The organism is Chryseobacterium sp. ZHDP1, assembly GCF_018603435.1.
GTDB lineage: Bacteria > Bacteroidota > Bacteroidia > Flavobacteriales > Weeksellaceae > Chryseobacterium > Chryseobacterium indicum.
The window spans coordinates 1723317-1746838 of sequence record NZ_CP075682.1 but is presented as its reverse complement, the minus strand read 5'-3'; the positions used below and the strand labels follow the sequence as shown (position 1 = coordinate 1746838).

Genomic DNA, 23522 nt, shown 5'->3' with positions numbered 1-23522 from the left:
AATTTTTTAAAGATTGAACTGTAACCCAAAAGAGTATGTTTTCAGAGGTGGCAGATAGCCCAGTGCTAAAAACTCAGGATCAACACCAAAATATTTGGTTACCGTGAGAAGATTTTGTCCTTGAATGTATATTTTGACATTTCTGAAGACGCTGTTTTTTAATGGAATCTGATATCCCAATTGTACATTTTTTAATCTGATAAATGATGCGTCCGACACTGATGCTGTACTGTTTTGAAAAAAAGTGTGAAGCGTGTTTACTCCGGAAGTATATGGCATATATGTACCAGTAGGGTTGTCCGTTGACCAGACATCTAAAACTTCGACTGGCTGATTATTCATACTGCCAGGAACAGTTATAATACTGTTGTAATTTCTGTTTTTTTGCTTAACGAACTGAAACAAAAATGAAACGTCCCAATTTTTATATCTGAAACTGTTCGACCACCCACCGAAGAACTTTACACTTATGTCCTGAGCAACTTTGTTATCTTCAGGTGAAGATATCTTTCCATCTCCATTGAAATCAGTAAAACTGTATTTTCCTGTTTTAGGATCGATACCTTCAAGTTGATACAATTTGATAATTGAAGTAGATTGCCCAATGATAAATTGATTGGCATACGTTGAACCTTCCAGTCCCGGAAATGAAACTAATTTGTTTGTTGGAAAACTAATGTTGAAATTAGTATCCCATTTAAGAGACCCTGTTTTTAGTGGCTGAGCTGCCAACTCAAATTCCCATCCTTTGTTTTCGACCGTAGCATCAAGATTTGCCAATACACTTGTAAAGCCAGTGATTGAAGGCAGCTGGTAGCCCACCAATTGATTTGAAGAAAGATTTCTATACCAAGCTGTCGTAATATTAATATGGTCTTTGAAGAGCCCAAGTTCTAAAGCAACTTCTAGCTTTTTAGTTTTTTCCCAACTATAGTTACCATTATAGAGTCTTGACGGAATCAATCCTGTAACTGAATTATAGATATATGATGATGAGACAGTATAAGTATCTAAATATTGATAGTCTCCAATGTTGTCACTACCTGCAGTACCATAACTTCCGCGAAGCTTTCCAAAACTTAACCATTCTAGATTTTCGGCAAATTTTTCTTTTTTAAATAACCAAGCTCCTCCAACTGCTGCAAAATTGGCAAACTTTTTATTTGGACCAAAGCGACTGCTTCCATCACGTCTGCCAGTCAGATTAATTATATATTTATTTAAATATTGATAATTAAGCCTCCCAAAAAATGCGGCGTATCTGTATTCATTTGTGATTTGGTCTGAAACTGTTTTTGTTCTTGCAGCACCGATATTTGTTATAAAAGCATTACTTTCAAAGCCTACACCTACAATTGACCCTTGTTCGTTTGTCTCTCTTTGAAATGTTCCTCCCGCCAAAGCATCGATTTTATGATGTTCAGATTGGTAATTCCAGTTAATTTGTGGTTCAATGATGAAAGAAAATCTGTCCTGATTATTCTTAGATGCTGTCGAAGTTGCGCTTGACTGACCCGCAGCATAAGCCGGATTATAAATTGTATTGGGCTGTAACGAAAGTTCTTCAAATGTCTGGTAGTTAAATCCACCATTAAGCTTTAGCAATAAGTTTTTATAAACCTCATACTGTGTTGTAATACTATTAAGAAATTGCTTGTTTTCATTTGTATAGGTGCTATTGTAGGCTGCCACAGGATTGGCAAATGTATTATTCTGCCAGTTTAATCCACCTTCAGAATTGTAAAGCTCAGGTGCATTTGGAACTAAATTGTACGCCTGCCTCGTAATATCTGTTCTAATGACATTGTTTTTCTGAATTGAAAAACTATTGGCAATATTCATCTGAAATTTATTGTCTGCAGATCGATGCGAGATATGGCTGGAAATGTTTTTGCTTTTGTATTTAAAGTCTTCCCCAAAAACAGTGGTCTGCTCATTATTTGAAAGGCTCAATAAAAAATTGGTTGTTTCTCCACCGCCATTTAATGATAATTGTGTGTTTGACAAAGCTGCTGTGTTCCCAACTAATTTATCCGGCCAGTTTGTATATCTATCTTGATTCCAAGTTCCATTGATATCATAAGCCGTTGCAGGATAAGTACTGATTCCATCATTTTCAAATGCTTTTTTTCTCATAGATAAATATTCTGATGTATTAATCAAATTGAGATTAGAAATCACTGTACTTAATCCATAGGATGTATTAAAATTTAAATTCAGTCGTTTTGACTTTCCTCTTTTAGTAGTTACCAAAACAACACCATTAGCACCACGGGAGCCATATATTGCTGTTGCATCAGCATCTTTTAAAATTTCAATTTTTTCAATGTCGTTTGGATTGATGCTGTTGAGAGGATTAAGACTTCTTCCGGGTAGAATAACAGTCGAATAGAGTGATGTCATTTCTCCACCCATCGGAACACCATCGATCACATAAAGTGGCTGATTTCCATCAATTGTGCTGTTGTCCTTGTTTCTTAAACTGTTTCTACCTCTTATTTGAATATCATAACCACCTCCGGGAACTCCTGAATTTTGAGTGATAGTAACACCCGCAAGTCGTCCCTGAACACTAGATAGAACATTAGTCACAGGCTGATTTTCTATATCCTTCGCTGAAACTTTTGCAATACTACCGGTACTTTCTTTCTCTTTTACTTTATAATATCCGGCATTGACAACAACTTCTTCAATGCCCTGTACTTTCTGATCTAATGAAAGATTAATAACAGCTTTACCATTTACGGTAATTCTTTTTTCTGCATACTCAGGATGTCGGAAAATTATGATGGGATTTTCACCGTTTATTTGTAAGATGTAAAATCCTTTCGAATTGGTCTGTGTAACTTGATCACTGCCTTCCTGAGATACATTGACTCCAGAAAGTGGTGTCTGATTCTCGCCGACAGTAACTGTTCCGGTCACTGTCTTGGTTTGTGCTTTTGCATTACTGCATAATGCAGTTAACAAAAAGACAATACCAATGCTTCCTATTTTAGAATAGGATTTTTTCATAGTTTTGTATGGGTTTTTTGATTAAACTCCTTGATAAACCTAGCTCTTTCCTGAAGTCTGCAAACTGAATAGGGAAGGGCTTTCTTATTTATAAGGATTATTTTTTATTTCATTTTTTAGTTATTATTACTTCTGGATTCAGGTATTTGAAAACAAAACTTTCTTAGTGCCTTTTGGATAGGGGATAGTCGTTAGTTAACCGCAAGGCACCTAAAAGCCATTTAATATGAATGAAATTGTGTCCCGAGAAAGCTTTAAAAGCCGCAATGAGTTGTACACCTCATTGTATCATATAATCTGATACTATTTTTGGAAGGTGCTTAGAAGTAGAAAAGCGAACAGCATTGGAAAAAGACGGCGTGGAACTCTACATTATCCAATTCGGGGTAATGGTATACCTTGTATACAGATAAGAGAGCCCACGCCTAGGTCGTGAGCTTCCTGCTTATCGTCTCGTATACTAAAATTACCAGTTTTCGAATTGAGATTCTAAGCAATAGCTTCTATTATTCTTTGAAGTATCGCAAAATTACATATTCTGTAACTTATTTTACAAATATAGTAATTTTATTTATTGTATGGTAATATATTACCACGAATTTTCAAATCAAAAATCCAAAATTGCCCATAAATACATTATTTATGGATAGCAAAGAAGTCTTAAGATTATTTATGCTTGAGTTTTCAGAAAATTTGAAAAAGATTCGAGCTACAAAATATAACTCAATGGATGAGGTTGCGCAGAATTCAAATTTCGATTCAAGCAATTACAATAAATTTGAAAATGGAAAGGGCAATCCAACTATAGAAACGATGTTGAAAATGTCATCAGCTTTTGGTATTACCCCAAAAGAACTTTTTGACTTTGATTTCGATATTAATAAATATAAGATTGACGAATAAAAAAATCCTAACTAATTTGTTAGGATTTCTTTTACTTATTAATTTCCTGATAATACCGATCAGAGCATTGATCAAGAACTTCTTCTGTTTCTTTTAATTCTTTTTTAGTTGAGTAAACCCAGACTGAAAGTCCAACTATTACCAATGTTGCTACAATACTGTAGATTTTTATTGCTTTCATATTTATGCTTTTTGTAAATATATGAAATTTATCGCATCGGAGGAGGTGGTAATGACTTGCTTGGAAGATAATTATCAATTTGGTTCTGTGTAATGATTTCTTTTTCTACTTTTTTGAAATCTATAGGAGATGCTTCAGTTCTTTGAGATTCGTCCTGCAAATAAATTTTGTCTTCCAGCGAATCTATTACCTTCTTAAAATCAGAATCCATAAAAGGTAAAATAAAACATATTTTGTCTTCCTTTCCATTTACCTTAAAACTTAAGTAATTTCTACTGCCTGCATAACCTTGATTTGCATCCAGCGCTTTTTTTATTACATATTTATCCAAATTTTTATCTGATAAGCTATTGATTTCATCAAGTTCACTCTGGCTTAATTTATATTGATAATATACTTTATCTCTTTCTCTATCAAGATAAACATTTAGAACTCCATCTTTGTCCAAAGTGGTATAAGCACTAATGGACAGTTCGTTGTTTGATTTTATATCATAGCTTACGAGCTTAAAATCAGTAACCTTTTTTTGACAGCTAACAAATATAATTTGTATTAGTAGCAAGAAAAGAAGTTTTGTTTTCATAGTTATTTTATTGTTGATGATTGAAATTAATTAAAAGTTATAAGATTATACATCCAACAAACTTTCATCATACCAAATATCCTCGTAGCCGTTACTATCTATTAAAAAACGATTACCAGCCGGAAGCCCGAGATATTGAATTATAAAAGAAGCATCTTCCAACAAATGATAGGCGTGAGAAGGCTGAAAAAAATCATCTGCATAAGAAAACTCACCTGACCAAATATACCAACCAGTTAAACCTTTTGTTCGGGGATGTCTAAGTCCATTTATTTGAATGTTGGGATTAAAATTTCGACCCAATGCAATTACGGTATTTAACTCTACTACATCAGAAATTTGAGAATTCTTTTCACAAATTTTCAATTGGTCTTGTAAATAATCTTGAGTATCCATTCTTTTTGAGATTCTATAATTATTTTATATAAATGTTAGATTTCCTTTTTTCCACTCGTCTAAAGTAATTTCAGCTGTTGAACCAATTATTCCCGATTGCTTTATTATTTCTTTTAAAACTTTGACCGCTTTCTTTTCATCAAGATGTAAGATATAACAGGCAGACCATAATCGCGGACCTTTATGCTGATGGTTTAAAAACTGAAATAAACTTTCTATTGAATTTTGGTTTTTAAGAAATGAAGCTGCATTCATTACCTTCTCGTAATTTTTATTTCCTACTTTAAAATTACCATTTTCTGTAGATTCTACTTGAATAATTGAAGCCTCCTCAAACATTTTTAATGCAGTTTCAATGTCTACTATTTTCTTCATAATCTCATAATAATAGTTCTAATTTTCCTTCTTTCCACAAATGAAGAGTCGCAGAGGCTGTCATTTTTACTTTCGAATTTGTAGATAATTTTTTTAGGATGTTCTCAGCTATATCAGGTTTTGATTTTAAAGTAAAAATGGCCGCCCACAATTTTACATATTCGTCAGGATTATCCAACATTTCACTAAAAAGCTCTTCTTCACGTTGCTCCTTTGCATGGTTATAAAGGTTATGTAATTCTTTGTGAAGTTTATTTGCTTTTTTATAATCTCCGTTTACATAAAGTACTCCGTGTTGAACTGAATGTTGTAAAAATTTCTCTTCTATTTCTGTTCTGCTTATTTCCAATCTTTTAGTCAAAAATATTATAAGACATTTTCAATAATGTCATTGGGATTAATACTCGATATTTTCTTCGATAATTTTAACCGACTTTCCTTCGAGATAATACTTATAAACTAATTCAAACCAATCCTTACCATTTGATGTATTGTAAATAATAATAACATCGCCGATTTCTTTAATTTTAGCATCTACGCAAACTGCTCCAAACTCAGTGTTACCCTCATTAAAATCTTCTATAATAGTACTAATTAAAAAATTTTTCATTTGATCCGATGTAAGGTTTTCGTCATATGCGCCAAGATCAATCCATTCATTATTTTTAAATATTAAACCAAATGGAGCAAACTCTTTAAATTCATTTAAAAATGCTTGAGCAGTTTTGACAACTTGTTTTATGCCTGTAATATATTTGTCTTCCATAATATTTTAATTAAATACAACCTGGTATTCCTGCACAAGGATCTTTTTTTACTGGGACAGGTTTAATTTTTGGAGCTGGGTTGTTATTTACTCTAATGTTATCTGTTTTTGCAGGAGCTGGTCCTGTTAGGTTATAAGGTTGAATTTCAATCCCTGAATCTTTTAAAGGATTTGATAAATTTGCATCCTTGTTTATCCTCAAAATTAGCCTTTTTCCATCAACTAAATTGTCCTGAAATCTTAATTGTCTTGTAAGAGATTGATTTTTTACATTTTTTATTTCCACAGGATTTCCTTCTTTGGTGAATCCATCAGGTCTCGTTCCTCCTGTTTTACCTGTTTTCGAATCTGTTGCTTCAAAATTTTTAGTATTCTTTGTAACATTTTGTCCTTCTTCATTCATTCTGTTTATTTGCTCTGGTTCCATCTGCCTACCTCTGTTAAAATGTTCCTGAGATTTTGTAGTTGCTTCACTAGTTTTTGTCATTGTTTCAACAACAGGATTAGGCCTCACATTTGAGCCACCTTCAAAGATTGGCATAAATCTCACTAATCCACTTATACCAAAAAGACAACATTGTTCTGATTCTTCAACTGCATCTTCGGTAGACCTTCCATCCGGATCAATAAATCGCAATGGATTGTTCATTGCGTAGTTATATGGTGACCAACGTCTGTATTCTTCGCTTAGTGGATCAGGAGAAAACCAGCGACCTGCAGTATCAAGATATGGTTGTGAGTCAGCATTTTCTATGTTGATATCTAATAATTCAACAATTTCATTGGTTCTTGCATTGTAACGGACTGATCCAATGCTTACAATACTGTCTAAGTCGTGAGCTTCTAAATATTTACCTTTGCTTAATGTAGCAATTTTAGGATAGAAGCCATATTTCTTAAAAGGATTTCCTGCTTCAATGTTTTGTCTTCTCCGCTCTGCTTCGGCTGGTGTTAAAGTATCCCTCGTTTTTAGAACTTCGTCCATATAAGGACGCAATCTTTCTTCTTTGGTAAGTTTTACGGGATTTACGTAAATCTTTTCAGGATTGTTTGAAACATTCTTTTCTACTTGAGCATTGAGAAAAACTGCGATTATCAAAAAGAATACATAAAATAGTTTTTTCATTTTCGTGGTTATTTGAAGTTGTTTTTTAATTTTTTATTTTCATATTTATTTCTTTCTGTTTTCAGAGATACAAGCCAATCCAAATACATTCCTTCAGGCATTTGTCTGTAACCAAGCTTGTAAAGCGTACTGTATTCCTGAACCATCAGATCATATATTTCTTTTGCTTTCGGATTTTCTAAAGCCAGTTTGATATTATTTGAAGACCCACTCTTTAGATCTTGTCTATCCATTAATTTTTGAAATCTGGCTTTATACGTTTCAGCTTTTAGAATGCGTGCTTTTGCGAAATTTGGATAAACTTCGAGAGCTTTATTGAGGACTTTTAGGAGAAATTCGCCATCGTTGGAAGGAAAGCTTCTGTTGTAAGCTTGTGCTAGATCAAATAGGCATAATGCTAAACTTTCTTTGTTATCCAAAGCTTTCATAAACATACCGTTTCTGATGGCGTCCAGATGGATATATCCAGATGCCATTAACCAACCATCTTCAGGGAAAATTCCACTCGTCAATTCGGTATTAAACCATCCTAAAGACTTTACATTATGCTTGATGTAGACGTGATTAGGGGCTAAAGCCAGATTGGCATCAACTCCCAATTCTTCAGCAAGGATTTTGTACAAATAGGGCATCGAGTTGCAATTTCCTTTTTTTGTTGCAAGTAATTTGGAAACAAAGAGATTGGGTAAATCATCGTGACCAAAGACGTCGGTAAAATCGTAAGAGAAAGGTTTGTATTGAATGGTAGAGTCTTTCACAATCACTGGTATCGGTTGGCAGATGATCGAGTAAAGAGCCGCATATTTGCTGACTTTATCTTTATCATTTCCCTGATAGGTCAGTTCTCTGCTTTTAACTATTTGCTCTGCAAATGATTTCAGGAATTTGAGTTCATTATTAATCGCTATCGTGTCAATCTTTCCCTGGTAATAAGACTGCTCAACACTTAAGACAGCTTTCTTAAAACTATACTTTTCCTTGCCACTTAGCATATTGTCAATGTGTGCATAGGCCTCCTCGTAAAATTGATTACGCTGAGCTTTGACAGTAATAACCATTGAGACTATTACAAGCAAAGCAAATTGCATTGATTTTCTAAAATATTGATTTTTCATCTTGATGTTTTTATGTTAGAAGAGGTTTAGGTTTATTTTTTTCCTCCTCTCTTTTTTTCTCTTTTGCTTTTCTACGCTCTTCCTCCAATTTCTTTTGTTCTTCTTCCTTCTTTTTTCTCTGTTTTTCTAAATTGGTAAGACGAATTTTCTCGGCAAGCTCTTCGCTCCTTTGTTTGTTGGCTTCACGGTTCATATTGCTCAACCATTCTGAATAAGCTCCATCTGGCATAAATTTGAATCCGAGCTGGTCGATATTGTTGAACTGCATCTTTGTTTCTTTTAAAAGTTCCAGACCTTTCGGGAAATATTTTATATTTTCAAGTTCTGCAGGATTTTCTACATTTTGAATTCCTAATTCTGCTGCTACATATTCAAATCGCGCCTGCTGATACATTGATTTAAGTAAATTAGCATACATATTATTGGGATAAAGTTCAAGAGATTTATCCAATGCTTTTCCGACAAATTCATCCATTCCGTACTTATGAATATAGCCATTGGCTAAGTCTGCATATAACAATGACATAAGCTGTTTTTTACTTAAACTATTCATATAGACATCATTCAGTAAGGCTTCGGAGCCAATGTAACCGGATTCTAAAATCATAGCATTTGTACTAAGGATTCCATTAGTCAATTCTATATTCTCCCATTGATTATCATCGTCTTTGAAACGGATATACGTATGATTGGGAGCCATAGCCAATGAAGCATCTGCCCCGATTGATTCTGCTACCATCAAATAAAGTAGAGGCATTGAGTGACATTGTCCTTTTCCTGTTTTTAGTAATTTGGAAACAAACATTTTGTTCCATTCTTTCTTTCCCATAAAATCATCAAAATCATATTTGTAATTCTTTGAGAAATGCTTAAACAAAGCAATGTTTTTCAGAGTATTATCGACTGGGGTCACCTTTCCGGATTTCATTTTTTGCAAAACCTGAGAAGCTATTTTTGAAATGTTGGCTTTGAAATTAGAATAGTGTAGCTTCCTTTCAGAATAAGCATTTTCAACAATGAAATTCGCTTCAGCTAATGAATAATTGCTTTGATCTAAATTATTAAGTTGAGACAAGGCATCATAATAGAAGTTAGTTCCTGAATTAGCTGATAGTGATGGCAGATTATAACCGGAAATTTCTAGATTATTTACTTTTTGTTCAAACTGTTTTTGCTCTTTCTCTCGATTTTCTTTCTCTACGATTTTAAAATCGTTTTGCTGCATTTCCCAGTTTCTTCTTTCAATTTCTGACTTTCTTGAAGAATTATTAACTGAGGGAATGGATACCGTATTTTTTGACGTAGAATTGTTTCTGAAAGATATTTCAGAATAATTTTGAATTGGGGAAGTCGATGCACTTGGTCCTGTCGGCAGATTTGGAATCTGAGCGGATAATCCTGTACTAAAATACAGCAGTATAATAGAAATTGTACTGTTTCGCATAATTTGTGTTTTGTTTTTTTATTGCAATATTACTGGATGTCATTTTAAATTGATACCGTAGTATTACGGTGATTCCGTCCAATATTACTTCAGGGATTTTCATTATATTTTTAGTTTTTGGTTGTAGTTTTTGGGCATAAAAAAAGAGCGTGAATTAACTGACACTCTAAACTCAGGATACTGGTATAATCCCTCTAAGAAATGCAGCAAAACACGCCCCAGAAGGGCGAATCTTGCAGTTACATTTTCTTAGAATTCTTATAGTACCAGTATTTGAGTTTAGAAAATAACTGCTTAACGCAATGTTTTTATATGTATTTAAGATTTATTTATTCTTATACTTTTTTTATTTTTTGTTTACCACAAATATATTAAGAATACTTCATGGAGCAAAGTCTTAAGTGGATCAAAAAAATCCGAAGGACTGACAATTACATTAATACTATCTGGTTAGTGGTACAACAACTGTTTCTTCCTGAGTTGATATTGAATATCCAAATATTTTATTTTCTTTTTCATCTTTTATAAAATAGTAATTAGAAGTCTTATAAAGATAGAACCTTGTACTACTTTCCTCCGTAAGAATTGGTTGCTCCGAGTGTTGCTTTAAGTATATTGTAAATTTTGGTTTTTCTTTTAATATATACTTTGCTTCCTGTGCAGCGGTTGCGTACATATAGATAAATGCGAATGCTAAATGCATCCAAAATCCAAGATTTCGACTTTCAAAAAAGTAAACATAGCTGGAAATAGTGATAATTGTTATAAAAACAATATTTACTGGCGTAGCAAATTTGTACATATTGATTAGTACACCGAAACCACAAATTAATAATACGATAATTACAATTAATGTAATTATTGATAAACCTTTGCTTCTTGACTTTAAGTCAGTCAGCAACAAACAGACGATTCCTGGTGAGAATAACACTCCAATTAAAATCATTAACATTAGGTTTTCATATAGTACAGCAATTGCGTCCGACAGATTGAAATATCGATAGTAGCTAATTCCTAATAAATCAAAATAATGCCACAAATAAAATAATCCAAGTGCAGGCAATATAGCTGTTAATTCGGCAATTTTCACAAACGGCTTATCCTCTACTGGAATGTATTTTTTATTCAACTTATGATTAATAATTCTTAATTTTCGGATTAATCTTTGTCTGTTCATGTTTATTTCGTTTTAAAATTGTTTTGTATTTGTAATTTATTAGTTTAAAAGTAGAAATATTTTAATTTTAATAACATTAAGTTAGTTCGTAATTTGGATATGAAAATTTCTCTATTTTGAGAACTTATATTTGTATATTTACCTCATAACCAAAAAACTAATAAAACATGAAAACAATTATTCTGGGATTGTTTATGCTTTTCAGCATGATCACTTTTTTACATTCACAAACTAGCAGCTACAGACTCAAATTTCGTTATCACATTTCTAAAGAAAAATTGAAAGATTTAAATGATCAAGGGTATGTGATTACTGACGGTACTACGACTAATTACAGTTTTTGTCCTGCCTTAAATAAATCTTTTAAATGTTTAGTAACCAATAAGGATGGAGAATTATTTATTGACCCTTGGCAAATAGAGCATGATAAAGGAGGCTCTGATGCTAAAGGCGCAGTAGATCCCTGTTACGGTCAGGAAAGAATTATTAATGCAGCTACTCCTAATAAACTTAAACTTGTGAAATTGAGTAGAGATAAAGTGGGCGATCCTACAAGAAGCATTACTCTGCATTACCAGACCGTTATTGTCGGAATTAACGCTATAGGTGTAAAAGTTAGACCTTCAGTTGTCGACTATAATAATAATCAGTACTCTGCTAATGTCGTAACTGGGAATATTAATTTGGGTTTTTCTGTTGGATATTCATGGGGTTGGACAACTTTTTCACACAGGTCAAGTACCAGCTGGTCGGTAACTCCCGGAGCTTCATTCGGATTCTCATCAGCAAGCTTGGGAAAAGAACCGCTGAAGAAAAAAGTTGTTACTACTTATAATCCAAGTAATCTTGTTCTTTCTCCTTCAGCAGGTTTAACGATTGCAAGAAATGATATAGGAATTATTTTTAGTTATGGATATGATTTTATGACAGGAAGTAATGCAGATGCTTGGGCATATCAAGGAAAAAGATTCTTTGGATTAGGTATTGCAGCTGGACTAAAATTGTAAAAAAATTCTTTAATACTGTAACAAATCTATAACTAAACCTTAAAGATTATCAACCTAGATAATAATAAAATAAAAATATAAATCTTACAGAAGATCAACTGGAAACAGTTGCAAAAATTGTTAACCAAGAAATTAAAGATTACGCGGGGGTCTTGCATGAAGTCATTTGCGGAAAAGATCTGGATGATACTCGATTTAATGAGCTGAAAAAGCTTGTCTACACGGATGTAAATGTTTGGAGAAACAACTAAAAACAATTTTTTATATTAGTTTAATGAAAAATATTTTTACAAAAGATGAGCTGAATAGCTTTATGCAGTATTTCCAAATTATGATTCGTGATCTAGTTATCTGCACTTCAAATATTGACGAGATTATTGAGCAAAATAATGAAAGCAGAGAAAAAATTGCTCCTTTTAGTTATTTTTTAGGGCATTATGTAGCACTAGCTTATTCCTTTGCAACACTAACATTGTCTAAACTGTTTGTTCAGGATGAAAAACGCAGCCTGAAAAAATTGATGAATAAGTTAGAAAACAGCGATTTTGACGAAGAACTCAAAGAGATGCTGACTAAAAATCGTAAGCTTTCTGAAAATGGTAGTGAAGGTGAATATGACTATCTGTTTAAACATAAAGCAGATATTAAAAATGCTATTGCTATTTCCAGAGAAGAGATTAATCAGGCGGAGTTTTTGGTTGAGAAAATTAAAGCAAGACGAGACTCTTATTATGCTCACTTCGATCCTGATAAACTTGGTGAGATAGAAGTTGAAAGCCTCGCTGAAATAAAGCAACTTTCTGATATTGCGGAGGGAATCTATAACCGCTTTAATTCTGGATTTAATAATTCCACTTTTATGTTTACAAACCTTTGGAATATGAAAGATTTATTTGCCATAATTAATGACCATCATGACGAACAGGTTAAAAAAAGAAATGACTTAGATAAAGAATAACCAAATTATTGTAAAAACTAAAAACTAAAAACTAATTACTATGAGTGATATTTTATATTACCCTTATATCAATGTACCGGATAATGACTGGACTATAAGAACTCTTCTTTATTACAAGGATATTGCTGCGATTGTACCTCAGGAATATCTTTGGCAACCAGAACGGAATTATGACCCGTTTATGATGGAGCTTGTTAGAATGTCTCTGATAGTTCCTATAAATCCTATTGAGATATTTGATGAACCTTGGGAAGTAACAAAACCTTTCGTTACCGAGATTGAGAAGAATAAAAATTCACTTGAAAAAGCACAAAATCGATTCTATAATAGTCAAAGGAATTTAGTGCATTCTCAGAAGTTTTCTTCTGCCAGAATACACGCTGATAAGTTTGATGATAATGTCTTCTATAGTCTTGAAAATTTAGGGCTTGCCAGTAGAGCAGAGGGAAATTGGTATGCAGTGGAAACAAAAACGGCAGATCAATTAATGAAGTTCGTAGCTACCATAATTGGAGCTAAGACGAACAGAATTCCTATGACTGATAATTTAAGGTCAAGGTTTTACAGTATTAAAAATCTAAAAAACCAAAAAAAAAGGCAGACGATTTTAGAAAGTTTGATCCCATTTCCACAAAATATAAAGTTAGATAAAATGTTGCGCTTCAAGGAGAAGCATGGTGATCTGTTAGATGCTTTTACAAGCAGAGTTGAATTACTTGTGCTTGATCCCACAGTAATAGAGGGGACAGATTTATTTAACGAAAAGATCAGAGAATTGGTGATTAGAAAAGGTGAGCTAACCGCAAAAATGGGAGAGAGTCAAATAGGAAATATTATTTTCGGATCAGTATGTGGGATTATTGGTGCCACGCAAGGAATTGTAGCCACCGGAGATTTAAAATCTATGCTTTGGGGATTACCAGGATTTGCAAATGCTGTATATTCCGCGATGAAAATTGAAAAAACGGAAAATGTCTTTGACCAATCAGGAATGAAATATCTTGCTTTAGTAGACAAAAAACTCAGATAACTTTCGTATTTGAAGTAAAGCGGATTGAAATAAATAAAATATAAAAATTAAAAAACTATCTATGGAATTTGACGAAAAGATTGAACTAGTATCGAAATTACTAAATTTTGCATCTTCTAATAATAATCACGGTGATCTGGAAGATGTTAGAAACATAACAATGGATGCTATTGCATCAAGCATTCAAAATTACCTGATTGCTCTTAAATTATCGACACACTTAAGTGATATTAAATATCTTCAAGAAAATATTTGGGAAGGATTTGTAGAAAATGATCTGGTTGATCTAGATCATAATTTTAATGGATTCATTAAAGATGCCTTTTATAATGCTCTGTTTATTTCCATTGAAACCAACTTTAGAGCTATAGCAAAGCACTTTGAGGCAAGGGCTAATACAATTAATAAAACTTCTATAAAGGAGACTTTTGAAAAGTTATTAAGTATGATTTCCTTTTTTGCAGGTATTACAGCTTATGAAAGAGATGTGATTATCTATTTTTTCTATTTGCGAAATACAATGCACAATTTTGGAATTCACACTAAGCCGAATCATAGTTTAGAAATTGAAGATAACACTTCCGTAATAAATAAGTCAAAAGTTAAATTAGAATTGATTCAAAACCAACCTAATAATATTACTGGTAAAGAACAACTTCTTCTAATTGAGCAGGTAATTAAAGTTATAATAAGATTCAATTCTCTAATTCCGACCGCTGAAAGAGTAAAACATCCATTGGCTGATTTTGATTATAATGGATAGCTCCTAAAATAATTTCTTATTTTAACTTTTTTTAACATTTGGCACGTATTTCGATTACATGATCATGTCAAAACTAGCCCAACATCGACGTTAAAAGTAGTAGGCACTAAAACAAATTAAAATAATGAGTAATTCAAACAAAAACTGGCCAAGTAAAACAGGAAATCCTTCTGGAGGAAATAGGGGAAACAATCCTGCTAAAACTTCAAGTGGAGGAAGTAGTAAGCCTTCTACACCTAAAAAATAACTCTGTTTAAAACATTCTAAAGTCTGAATATCTATTCAGGCTTTTTTTGTAAATTTATAAAAAACTAATAATTTACGTTATGCAACATTCCATTATTGAATTCTTGAGAAGAAATAATTTAAAAATTGATCAGGATTTCAATTGTTTTTGCTCAGTTATCAAGAAACATGATTCTATAAAGCAAGTAGAGAAAAGCCCATTCAGAATCATTTTCCAAGAAAAGTCAGTCGTTCTTTTAAGGATTAATGCTCCAAAGCCAAAAGAATATCGTTTTGGGTACGAACATATTATAGATCATTCTTTGCATGGTAATAAACTTAGACTCTCAGTAAAAGATTGGTTCTACGATAATATGTACTTTGAATTTGACTTTCTATTTATTTTTAATAAATATATTCTTGATCCCTTTAGTGTAAAAAAAGCTGATTTTGAAACTGTTGTTGGTAAAGAATTATATGTAGTTTATTCAACTTCTTGGTATGACGATAAGAAAGAAATGGAAGGTGTTTTAACAAGAGTTGGTGATTTGAGAATATATATTGATGATATTAATAATCAAAAACAAGAAATTGAAATCTTTGATCTTGCATATTTCTTTGCGAGACTTTAGCAAACTAAGTCATTCACTCTAAATCTAAGAGTCACTTTCCCAGTGATTCTAAAAGTTATTTTCTTAAAATCCAAAACTAATTGCCACTTCATGAGAGAAGAATTTAATGAATTAAATGTACCGGATGGTCATTACCTTAAAATTGCAAAAAATTCCGGAAATATTTATTTTGATGAATTTATTGAATCTGTTTCAAAAATTAAACAGTTTATATCCAATAGAGATTTCAAGGATCTCTGGGGAAATAAGTTACAGCTAAAAAAAGCAAAATTTGACGAAAAAGCTTATATTCAAAGTGCCTGTGAGCTGGCAGTTGCAAATTATTTTTGTGAGAAAAATGGTTTCAGGGTCGAAGCTAAAGTAAACCCTAAAAATCAAAAAGATGTAGACGTTAAATTTCAGTCTAACAATTTCACATACAATATTGAAGTAAAATGTGCGGCTTTTACTAATAGAGAGAAGGTACAAAATACAGAATCTTTCAAATATCAAACTTATGGTCGACTTGACAATAGGCTAGACATAATGTCAATACTTTCCAATGCGATAGATGAAGGTTTAATAAAGCAAGGTAAATCTCTGAAAGAACATTCTGAGTTAAAAAGTATGGATAATAATCTTAAAGATTTTCTGATTAACGCGCACGAAAAATTTAATGATTTATCAAAAGAAAATGAGATCAATATTTTATTAATATGCTGTGGTGATAGAGAGGATATGCAGAGCTGGGTAGGTTATCTTAACGGCCCCGAAGGTCTGTTTACTAATGGTTCTTTTTGCGACCCTGCTGATTACAATAATGTAGACTTAGTGATTTTAACTAACTTATATTACAAGCACAAAGATTTCTATAATAAAAATATTGAGAATTCCTGGAACTTGAATGAAACCTTAAATCTAAGTATTATAAATCCTTACTGTAGATTACGTAAACCAAAAGGGATTGAAAATTTTGATAGTGAAATGATTAATTATAATTCAGAGATTAATCAATTTAAAGTGCCTGGACTAGCACCAGAAGTCCTGAAGGATGCCAGAAAAGTTGTGCATTTTGTAATCGACTATCTCGAAATACAAGAAGGCAAATATTTGTTTGATAAAAAGAGTAGTAATTGATATTCTCTTTGTTATCTCGACCTTTATAAGTGATCAACATAAAGTTCTTAAAGCTAAAAACATTAAAATTAAAAAATAAATTATGTCATTTTTTCCTCCGCTTTCAATTGCAGATGCAATCGATAAAATAGATTACAATCAATATTTACTTCCTGCAATTCAACGAGATTTTGTTTGGTCATCTGGAAAAATAGAGATGTTATTTGACTCACTTATGCAACAATATCCAATTGGTTCAATGTTGCTTTGGAGAGTTGAAGGTAATAACACACAAAACCAACGATTTTATGGGATCTTAAAAAAATATAGAGAAAGATTCCTCAATAGATCAGAAGAAGTTGATACAAAAAAACTTCCTAGCTTCGAAGTCGTTTTAGACGGGCAGCAGCGCCTTACTGCACTTTATCTGGGGTTGAAAGGTTCTTATGCTTATCACGAATATAATCTGGCTTGGAAAGATAATGAACACTCTATTCCTACAAGATATCTTTATTTAAATCTTAAATATAAAAAGGATTCTAGCAAGGACTTAAACGATAGTGACGATGATAGAAAATATGAATTCTTGTTTTTAAAACCTTCAGAAGCAAAAAATGAAGATGGAAATAAATGGTTCAAAGTCGGAGATATTTTGGGTATTCGCGGAATGGCACAGCTGAATTCTTATTGTAAGAAACACGAAATAGAAGATCAGGATGCTCAGGAGATATTGAGTCGGCTTCACGATATTGTTCATCTTGAGAAACTTATTCACTACTATCTTGAAAAAGGTTCTGATTTTACCAGAGCATTAGATATTTTTATACGAATAAATTCAGGCGGTATTAACTTAAGTTATTCGGATTTAGTAATGTCAACAACTATTTCAGGTTGGATGATTCTAGATGCCCGCAAAGAAATTAATGGATTAGTTGATGAAATTGTAAAGGAATACGGCTTTGCCGTAAACAAAGATTTGATTTTGCGTACCTATCTGATTTTGTACAACGATGATATTAAATTTAGAGTAACCAATTTCAGTATTAAGAATGCTAAAGATTTTGAAAGTAAATGGGAAAATATTAGGAAAGCAATTAAAGAAGTCTTTCAACTTATTGTAGACTTTGGATATGCTCCAAAAACACTGACATCATTAAATGCTGTTCTTCCGATTATATATTATTTATACAAAACTGATAAAGTAAAAGATTTTCATAAGAAAGTTGCATATAAAGATGATAGAGCAATTATTAAAAAATGGCTTCATGTTGTTTTGCTACATCAAATATTTGGCGGGCAAGCTGAAGGTGTATTAAAAGCTATCAGAGATACTTTGAAAAAAGAAATTGCTAAGTCTCCGGCAGTTTTCCCTGCTGCCGCTATTGCAAAGAGGCTTTCTAAAACCAATAAAAGTATAAACGTCGATAAAGAGTTTGTAGAAAATCTTTTATATACTCAGAAAGAAAATAGATACGCTTTTCCCATACTCGCATTACTTTATCCTAACTTAAAATATAAGGATGGAGATTTTAATCTTGATCATTGTCATCCGATATCAAATTTCAATGAAAAAAAGCTAAAATTAAATAATATCCAATTGACTGATTCTAATAGAGAATACTTTACAGATCCGGAGTATTTTAATTCCATTATTAATCTCCAAATGTTAGATGGTAATGAAAACAAGTCAAAAGGTGCAAAGCAACTTGCAGATTGGGTTTCTACAAATAAAATTAATAAGAAAAAGTACTATTTTCCCAATGATTTAAATTTTTCATCATTTGATAAATTTGCAAAACAGCGTCAAGTTATTTTGACAGTAAAACTAATGGAGGAACTTAAATTCTAATTTTTTTTGTTTAGTTAACAGTTTGATAATCTTATTTTTTAATAAAATGTACACTATGATATTAGAGATTAATGAATCCAGAAAGTTTATTTTTATAAGTACTAAAAATAATGTGACTTATCAATTTACTTCTAGATGTACTTATATGTTTAATGAGACATATAACGGTTTTACTTATGTATTTGAAGTGTATGAAGAGTCAAAGGAAAGTGATGATTCTTTTAGTCTCATTTTATTAGAGATGGAAAATGAAACTGATTTAAAAGTAGTTGACTTATATCCTGACAGTAGTAAGTACTATTTGGGGAAAGGAATTTCGATCAGCCTTCTTCTAAAGTGTAGAGAAATTTTTGGAAAGAGGATAATTTCCAGTAGTAATTTGAAAAAATCTGATAATTATTGTGAGTGGAATACGCCAGAAGCAATTGATAAAGTTTGGAATCCTTTGGTAAAATCAGGGAAGGCTATATATGATCAAGATGAAGACCTATATGTTGTAATTTGATGTGAAATACGATGGATGAATTAAACAGTCTTGATTGGAAGATTTATGAATCTCTGACAAAATATATTTATGATACTTTAAAAAAAGAATATCATATTCCAGTGGAGGGTTATGGGCAGAATTGTAAAATAAAAGGTAATTCAGGGGTTATGCATCAAATTGATGTGCTGACCGCTGAGTTTGATGGTTGCCAAACTTACAAAACGGCTATCGAATGTAAATACTGGAAAAAAAAAGTAACTAAAGATACAGTTATGAAGCTTCTTTCTATCATCAATGATACCGATATACAAAGAGGAATTATTGTGTCAAGGAATGGATTTACTCGGGATGCACAAATGTTTGCAGAACATCATAATATAAAGATAGTGCAGCTGAGAGAATCTGAAAATAATGATAATGAACAGAAGGAAGTTGAATTTGGAATTTTAGATTTATTTTTCAAGATCAATGTGAGCAGACCAGAGGTCACAAGAATAGTTGTTAAAACAAATGACGATAATGAAATTATACTTCCTGAAACACAGCAATATTTGGTTTATATTGAAAATAAAGATGGCACAAAAATAAGATTGTATGATTCTGTAATGGTTTTTAAAAAAAATCTACACACTCAAAAACCTTTTGAAATGGTTTTGAAATCTTACGATTTTACAGATCATAGACTGTTTTTTAATGGAAATTATCAAAAGATAAAAAGCATTACCTACACAGGTTTACTAACTATTATTAATAAGGACCATCAAAAAACATTTTCTCTAGTGGATAAAGTATGGATGATTATGAACCAAATCTTTGAACAAAAGACATTTCTTATAACCCAGCTTGGTATTGTTGTGAATAAAGAAGATTTGTCATAAATACTATTTATGTTCTTAGTAATACGGTTTCCCGTAATGTCAATTTAGTTTTCAAATCTATCTTTGACAAAATTAAAAAATGAAAGCTATTTACAGTTTATTACTTTTAGTATTAATATTATCGTGTTCTAACCCAGTCCAGCGAAATACAATAAAATTTTCAAAGCTGGAGTATGGAGAAAAATGGCCATTTTCAGTTGATGAAGTTGAAGTTTATTGTTCTGGATATAAAGAAATTTACTGCAAGGCCAGCAATGGAAAGACATATGCTTTAAATGGAACTGCTAAAGGTGTTTCACATAATAATGCTGCTATCAGTAAAGTTGATGAAATATGGTTGGATGATCCCAAATGGGCTGGATTAAAAATTTCATACGGAGATTTTATCACTAAAGGTCTGGAACTTTGTGAAAATAAATAACAAGAATACTAAAGAATCAGTTTATCTTTTTTCTTGGTAATCCAATTTCATGTTCCTGTGGATAGGGATTTCGGTGAGTCATACTAACGTCTTCCCGTAGACTTCTTTCCATTTCTTTAGATTTTTCATCATCCATCGAATATCGCGGATCGGCAATCAAAGGCATTTTTGCCATTTTAGTAATGGTAATAGTAGGAAAATGATAATCTACTTCAACAGTTCCTAATAAAAGGTAGACTCCTCCTTCCTTAAAGGGAAATTGTTTTAAACTGTCGGGAAAATGTGCCGTGTCAAAATACTCACCTTCAGCATCGATCCATGTTCCGAAATACATATCGTCTTTCTTTCCAGGATGATTTCTCATCTTGATAGGAACGTGTTTCCTGGAAATTAAATATGCCAGCATTTTAACCTGTTTTTTATGATACTTCAAGAGATCTTTAACCAAAACGTGACCTCTGTATTTAGTCTTGAGTAAATCAAAGATCGAATAGGAAACTGGAAATCCTAAAATTTCAAATTCATCAAAAGCGTCTTCAAAAGGGTTTCTATCTATTGTCGGTAGCTTATAATCTTTTTGAGGTTCCTCAAATAATGATATGATCTTGCTTTTATATTGATTCTTTGAAAGTAGGAATCTTGCTTCAATTAAAAGTTCGTGTTTCTGCTTTCCGGTAAATCTGAAAGCCCCGACAAAAATTAATATCTGTAAAGTTTCAATACCAATGTTGACTCTTTTTATAAAATCTTCTAATGATCCGTAATCGCCGTTTTCTTTCCTTTCTTCCGGGATATTTACTTTGATAGAAGCTTCAAGTTTTTCAATATGCATTAGACCTAAGTACACATCTGTTCCATATAATGTTGTATGAAATTCGCTTAGGTTAATGCAGGGGTTATGAATTTTAGCACCTGACATCTTCGCCTCGTGTACATAAACTTCTGTTCGGTAAAAACCACCGCCATTATTAATAGCAGATACCATAAATTCGATAGGGTAATAGGCTTTCAGAAACAGACTCTGATAGCTCTCCACGGCATAAGAAGCAGAGTGTGCTTTACAAAAGGAGTAGCCGGCAAAAGATTCAATCTGTCGATATACTTCCTGAGAAAGCTGCTCAGGATGTCCTTTCCTTTTGCAGGATTCAAAGAAATCATCTTTTAATTTTTGTAAAGCTGAAAGTGATCGTCCTTTACCACTCATAGCTCTTCGAAGAACATCTCCATTAGCTGCAGAAACTCCACCAAAGTGCATCGCAATTTTAATGACATCTTCTTGATAAACCATAATGCCATAGGTTTCGCCTAATTCTTTTTCAAATACATCGTGGAAGTATTCAAATTGACCGGGATGATTGTGTCGGAAAATGTACTCCCGCATCATTCCACTCTGTGCAACTCCTGGACGAATAATTGATGATGCAGCAACCAATACTTTGTAATTATCACATTTTAATCTTCTCAAAAGTCCACGCATAGCTGGAGATTCAATGTAGAAACAACCAATGGTCTTTCCAATGCTCAAAAATTCATTGCACTTGACTTCATCCTTAGAGATTCTGGTATCTTCAATATCTACATTGATTCCCTTTTTTTCTTTAATTAGATTAACGGTATCTTTAATCGTTCCCAATCCTCTTTGTGAAAGAATGTCAAACTTTTCCAGACCAATATCCTCAGCTGTATGCATATCAAACTGAACAATTGGAAATTCTTTTGGAGGAAATTCTAAAACTGAATAATTTGTAATAGGTTCTTCGGAAATAAGAATCCCACAAGAATGCATACTTCTTTGATTGGGAAATCCAACTAACAACTGTTCATACTTATAAATCTCTTGAACAATTGAATTTTGATCGTGTAGTTCTCTCGGTTTTTTTGAAAGCTGATCTAGTTCATCTTTCGGCAGTCCAAAGACTTTTCCCAGTTCTCTGAATCTCGATTTTCTCTTGAACTCCACATTAGTTCCACAAAAAGCAACGTGATTTTTTCCATATTTATCAAAAATGTATTCCAAAATAGTGTCACGATTCTTCCAACTCCAATCGATGTCGAAGTCGGGAGGACTTTTACGGTTTAAGTTTAGAAAACGCTCAAAGTACAAATCTAGCTCTAGAGGACATATGTCGGAAATGCCTAAACAATAAGCTATAATACTGTTAGCGCCACTTCCTCTTCCGACGTGCATAAAACCCATACGCTTACTGTATTGAATAATATCCCAAGTAATCAAGAAGTAGCCGCAAAAATTAAGTTGATGAATAACTGTTAATTCTTTTTCAGCTCTCTCAATAGCCTGTCTGTTATTATCAGGATATCTATGAGATAAACCTTCATAAGCAAGCTGGGATAACAATTTAAAGTCATTTTCCTTGCTGTCAGTATAATATTTTTTATTCTTCGGGGTTTTAAATTCAAAATCAAAACTGCATTGACTGACGATAAATTTCGTGTTTTCAACGATTTCTGGGTAATGCTTAAACTGATCGAGAAGAGTTTTCTTACTCATAAACAACTCATCTTTTCTACAATAATCTTTTTCAGCCAGTTTTGTAAAAAGAATATTACCATCTATGGCTCGTAATATTTTATGAAGTTCGTATTCGTCATCAGTCTTAAACGTTACCGGATGAAGGATAACCATTTTATGAGTGAGGGATTTGAATTCAGAATTGATTAAAAGGTTTAACTCATCTTGTCTGATTCCGATAAACTCGTGTTCCAATAATATATCAGGTTTATTTTGTAAAGTATAAATCACAAAGCAGTTTTCTAATTGAGGATTAGATTTTGGAATTTCAATATTTTCACAATTATAATCGGTCAAAAGCCTGTTGACTTCAGCTATTCCTTTCGGGTTCTTCGCTAAGCATATATAATACTGCTCATTTTCAACTCTGACATCAACGCCTACAATAGGTTTAATGCCTTTATCTTCACACAGTTTATAAAACTGATAGATTCCCGTTACGGTATTGATATCAGTTAGCGCAAGAACTTTCAGCTTATAATCCATAGCCAGATCAACTAATTCTTCAACAGAAATAGTCCCATAACGAAGGCTATGATAGGTATGACAATTGAGGAACATAATTT

At 32.4% G+C, this 23522-nt stretch carries 24 protein-coding genes; 12 read left to right on the top strand and 12 right to left on the bottom strand.

Annotation, left to right across the window (positions count from 1 at the left end):
* Nucleotides 1-6: 6 nt before the first annotated feature.
* Nucleotides 7-3015 carry a SusC/RagA family TonB-linked outer membrane protein gene (locus KKI44_RS07935; protein WP_002977334.1) on the bottom strand — a complete coding sequence of 1003 codons (3009 nt, stop codon included), beginning with the start codon at nt 3013-3015 and terminating at the stop codon, nt 7-9.
* 642 nt (nt 3016-3657) lie between these two features.
* On the opposite strand from KKI44_RS07935, the gene KKI44_RS07930 reads away from it, so the two are divergent.
* On the top strand, nt 3658-3918 hold the full coding sequence (locus tag KKI44_RS07930) for a helix-turn-helix domain-containing protein (RefSeq protein WP_002977335.1): 261 nt from the start codon (nt 3658-3660) through the stop codon (nt 3916-3918).
* A 31-nt stretch (nt 3919-3949) separates the two neighbouring features.
* Here KKI44_RS07930 and KKI44_RS07925 read toward each other — a convergent pair whose 3' ends face one another.
* The 10 genes from KKI44_RS07925 to KKI44_RS07880 all read right to left on the bottom strand — a co-directional run bounded on the left by KKI44_RS07925 (nt 3950) and on the right by KKI44_RS07880 (nt 11081).
* Nucleotides 3950-4099: a hypothetical protein gene (locus KKI44_RS07925; RefSeq protein WP_002977336.1), complete on the bottom strand. Its 150-nt coding sequence runs from the start codon at nt 4097-4099 to the stop codon at nt 3950-3952.
* A gap of 28 nt (nt 4100-4127) precedes the next feature.
* A complete protein-coding gene (locus KKI44_RS07920) occupies nt 4128-4682 on the bottom strand; it encodes a hypothetical protein (protein WP_002977337.1) in 555 nt (184 codons plus the stop codon).
* A gap of 45 nt (nt 4683-4727) precedes the next feature.
* Nucleotides 4728-5078 carry a hypothetical protein gene (locus KKI44_RS07915; RefSeq protein ID WP_002977338.1) on the bottom strand — a complete coding sequence of 117 codons (351 nt, stop codon included), beginning with the start codon at nt 5076-5078 and terminating at the stop codon, nt 4728-4730.
* 24 nt (nt 5079-5102) lie between these two features.
* Entirely contained in the window at nt 5103-5453 is a 351-nt protein-coding gene (locus KKI44_RS07910; protein WP_002977339.1) for a hypothetical protein, read from the bottom strand.
* A 4-nt stretch (nt 5454-5457) separates the two neighbouring features.
* Entirely contained in the window at nt 5458-5802 is a 345-nt protein-coding gene (locus tag KKI44_RS07905) for a hypothetical protein (RefSeq protein WP_027383739.1), read from the bottom strand.
* Nucleotides 5803-5850: 48 nt separating this feature from the next.
* The gene (locus KKI44_RS07900) at nt 5851-6219 is read right to left on the bottom strand and encodes a hypothetical protein (RefSeq protein WP_002977341.1); all 369 of its coding nucleotides are present in this window, start codon (nt 6217-6219) and stop codon (nt 5851-5853) included.
* Nucleotides 6220-6229: 10 nt separating this feature from the next.
* The gene (locus KKI44_RS07895; RefSeq protein WP_002977342.1) at nt 6230-7345 is read right to left on the bottom strand and encodes an RHS repeat-associated core domain-containing protein; all 1116 of its coding nucleotides are present in this window, start codon (nt 7343-7345) and stop codon (nt 6230-6232) included.
* 8 nt (nt 7346-7353) lie between these two features.
* Entirely contained in the window at nt 7354-8460 is a 1107-nt protein-coding gene (locus KKI44_RS07890; protein ID WP_002977343.1) for a hypothetical protein, read from the bottom strand.
* Between the two features lie 10 nt (nt 8461-8470).
* Entirely contained in the window at nt 8471-9904 is a 1434-nt protein-coding gene (locus KKI44_RS07885; protein WP_214590572.1) for a transglutaminase family protein, read from the bottom strand.
* A gap of 442 nt (nt 9905-10346) precedes the next feature.
* Complete coding sequence (locus KKI44_RS07880; RefSeq protein WP_002977346.1) at nt 10347-11081, bottom strand: hypothetical protein; 735 nt, start codon at nt 11079-11081, stop codon at nt 10347-10349.
* 167 nt (nt 11082-11248) lie between these two features.
* Between KKI44_RS07880 and KKI44_RS07875 the strand changes: the two genes are divergently transcribed.
* The 11 genes from KKI44_RS07875 to KKI44_RS07830 all read left to right on the top strand — a co-directional run bounded on the left by KKI44_RS07875 (nt 11249) and on the right by KKI44_RS07830 (nt 20426).
* Nucleotides 11249-12088, top strand: a complete 840-nt coding sequence (locus KKI44_RS07875; protein ID WP_002977347.1) for a hypothetical protein — start codon at nt 11249-11251, stop codon at nt 12086-12088.
* Nucleotides 12089-12323: 235 nt separating this feature from the next.
* On the top strand, nt 12324-13046 hold the full coding sequence (locus KKI44_RS07870; protein WP_185205014.1) for a hypothetical protein: 723 nt from the start codon (nt 12324-12326) through the stop codon (nt 13044-13046).
* A 40-nt stretch (nt 13047-13086) separates the two neighbouring features.
* Entirely contained in the window at nt 13087-14076 is a 990-nt protein-coding gene (locus KKI44_RS07865) for a hypothetical protein (protein ID WP_002977349.1), read from the top strand.
* A 61-nt stretch (nt 14077-14137) separates the two neighbouring features.
* Nucleotides 14138-14839 carry a hypothetical protein gene (locus KKI44_RS07860; protein ID WP_002977350.1) on the top strand — a complete coding sequence of 234 codons (702 nt, stop codon included), beginning with the start codon at nt 14138-14140 and terminating at the stop codon, nt 14837-14839.
* 124 nt (nt 14840-14963) lie between these two features.
* Entirely contained in the window at nt 14964-15086 is a 123-nt protein-coding gene (locus KKI44_RS22790; protein ID WP_002977351.1) for a hypothetical protein, read from the top strand.
* Between the two features lie 79 nt (nt 15087-15165).
* Nucleotides 15166-15696: a hypothetical protein gene (locus KKI44_RS07855; RefSeq protein ID WP_002977352.1), complete on the top strand. Its 531-nt coding sequence runs from the start codon at nt 15166-15168 to the stop codon at nt 15694-15696.
* A 90-nt stretch (nt 15697-15786) separates the two neighbouring features.
* Nucleotides 15787-16812 carry a hypothetical protein gene (locus KKI44_RS07850; protein ID WP_002977353.1) on the top strand — a complete coding sequence of 342 codons (1026 nt, stop codon included), beginning with the start codon at nt 15787-15789 and terminating at the stop codon, nt 16810-16812.
* 82 nt (nt 16813-16894) lie between these two features.
* Nucleotides 16895-18640: a DUF262 domain-containing protein gene (locus KKI44_RS07845; RefSeq protein ID WP_002977354.1), complete on the top strand. Its 1746-nt coding sequence runs from the start codon at nt 16895-16897 to the stop codon at nt 18638-18640.
* A gap of 55 nt (nt 18641-18695) precedes the next feature.
* Complete coding sequence (locus KKI44_RS07840) at nt 18696-19145, top strand: hypothetical protein (protein ID WP_002977355.1); 450 nt, start codon at nt 18696-18698, stop codon at nt 19143-19145.
* An 11-nt stretch (nt 19146-19156) separates the two neighbouring features.
* Nucleotides 19157-20005: a restriction endonuclease gene (locus KKI44_RS07835; protein ID WP_002977356.1), complete on the top strand. Its 849-nt coding sequence runs from the start codon at nt 19157-19159 to the stop codon at nt 20003-20005.
* 79 nt (nt 20006-20084) lie between these two features.
* Nucleotides 20085-20426, top strand: a complete 342-nt coding sequence (locus KKI44_RS07830; RefSeq protein WP_002977357.1) for a DUF2511 domain-containing protein — start codon at nt 20085-20087, stop codon at nt 20424-20426.
* 16 nt (nt 20427-20442) lie between these two features.
* Here KKI44_RS07830 and KKI44_RS07825 read toward each other — a convergent pair whose 3' ends face one another.
* Nucleotides 20443-23517 (bottom strand): DNA polymerase III subunit alpha, encoded by a 3075-nt coding sequence (locus KKI44_RS07825; protein ID WP_214590571.1) that lies wholly within the window; start codon nt 23515-23517, stop codon nt 20443-20445.
* Between the last annotated feature and the right edge of the window lie 5 nt (nt 23518-23522).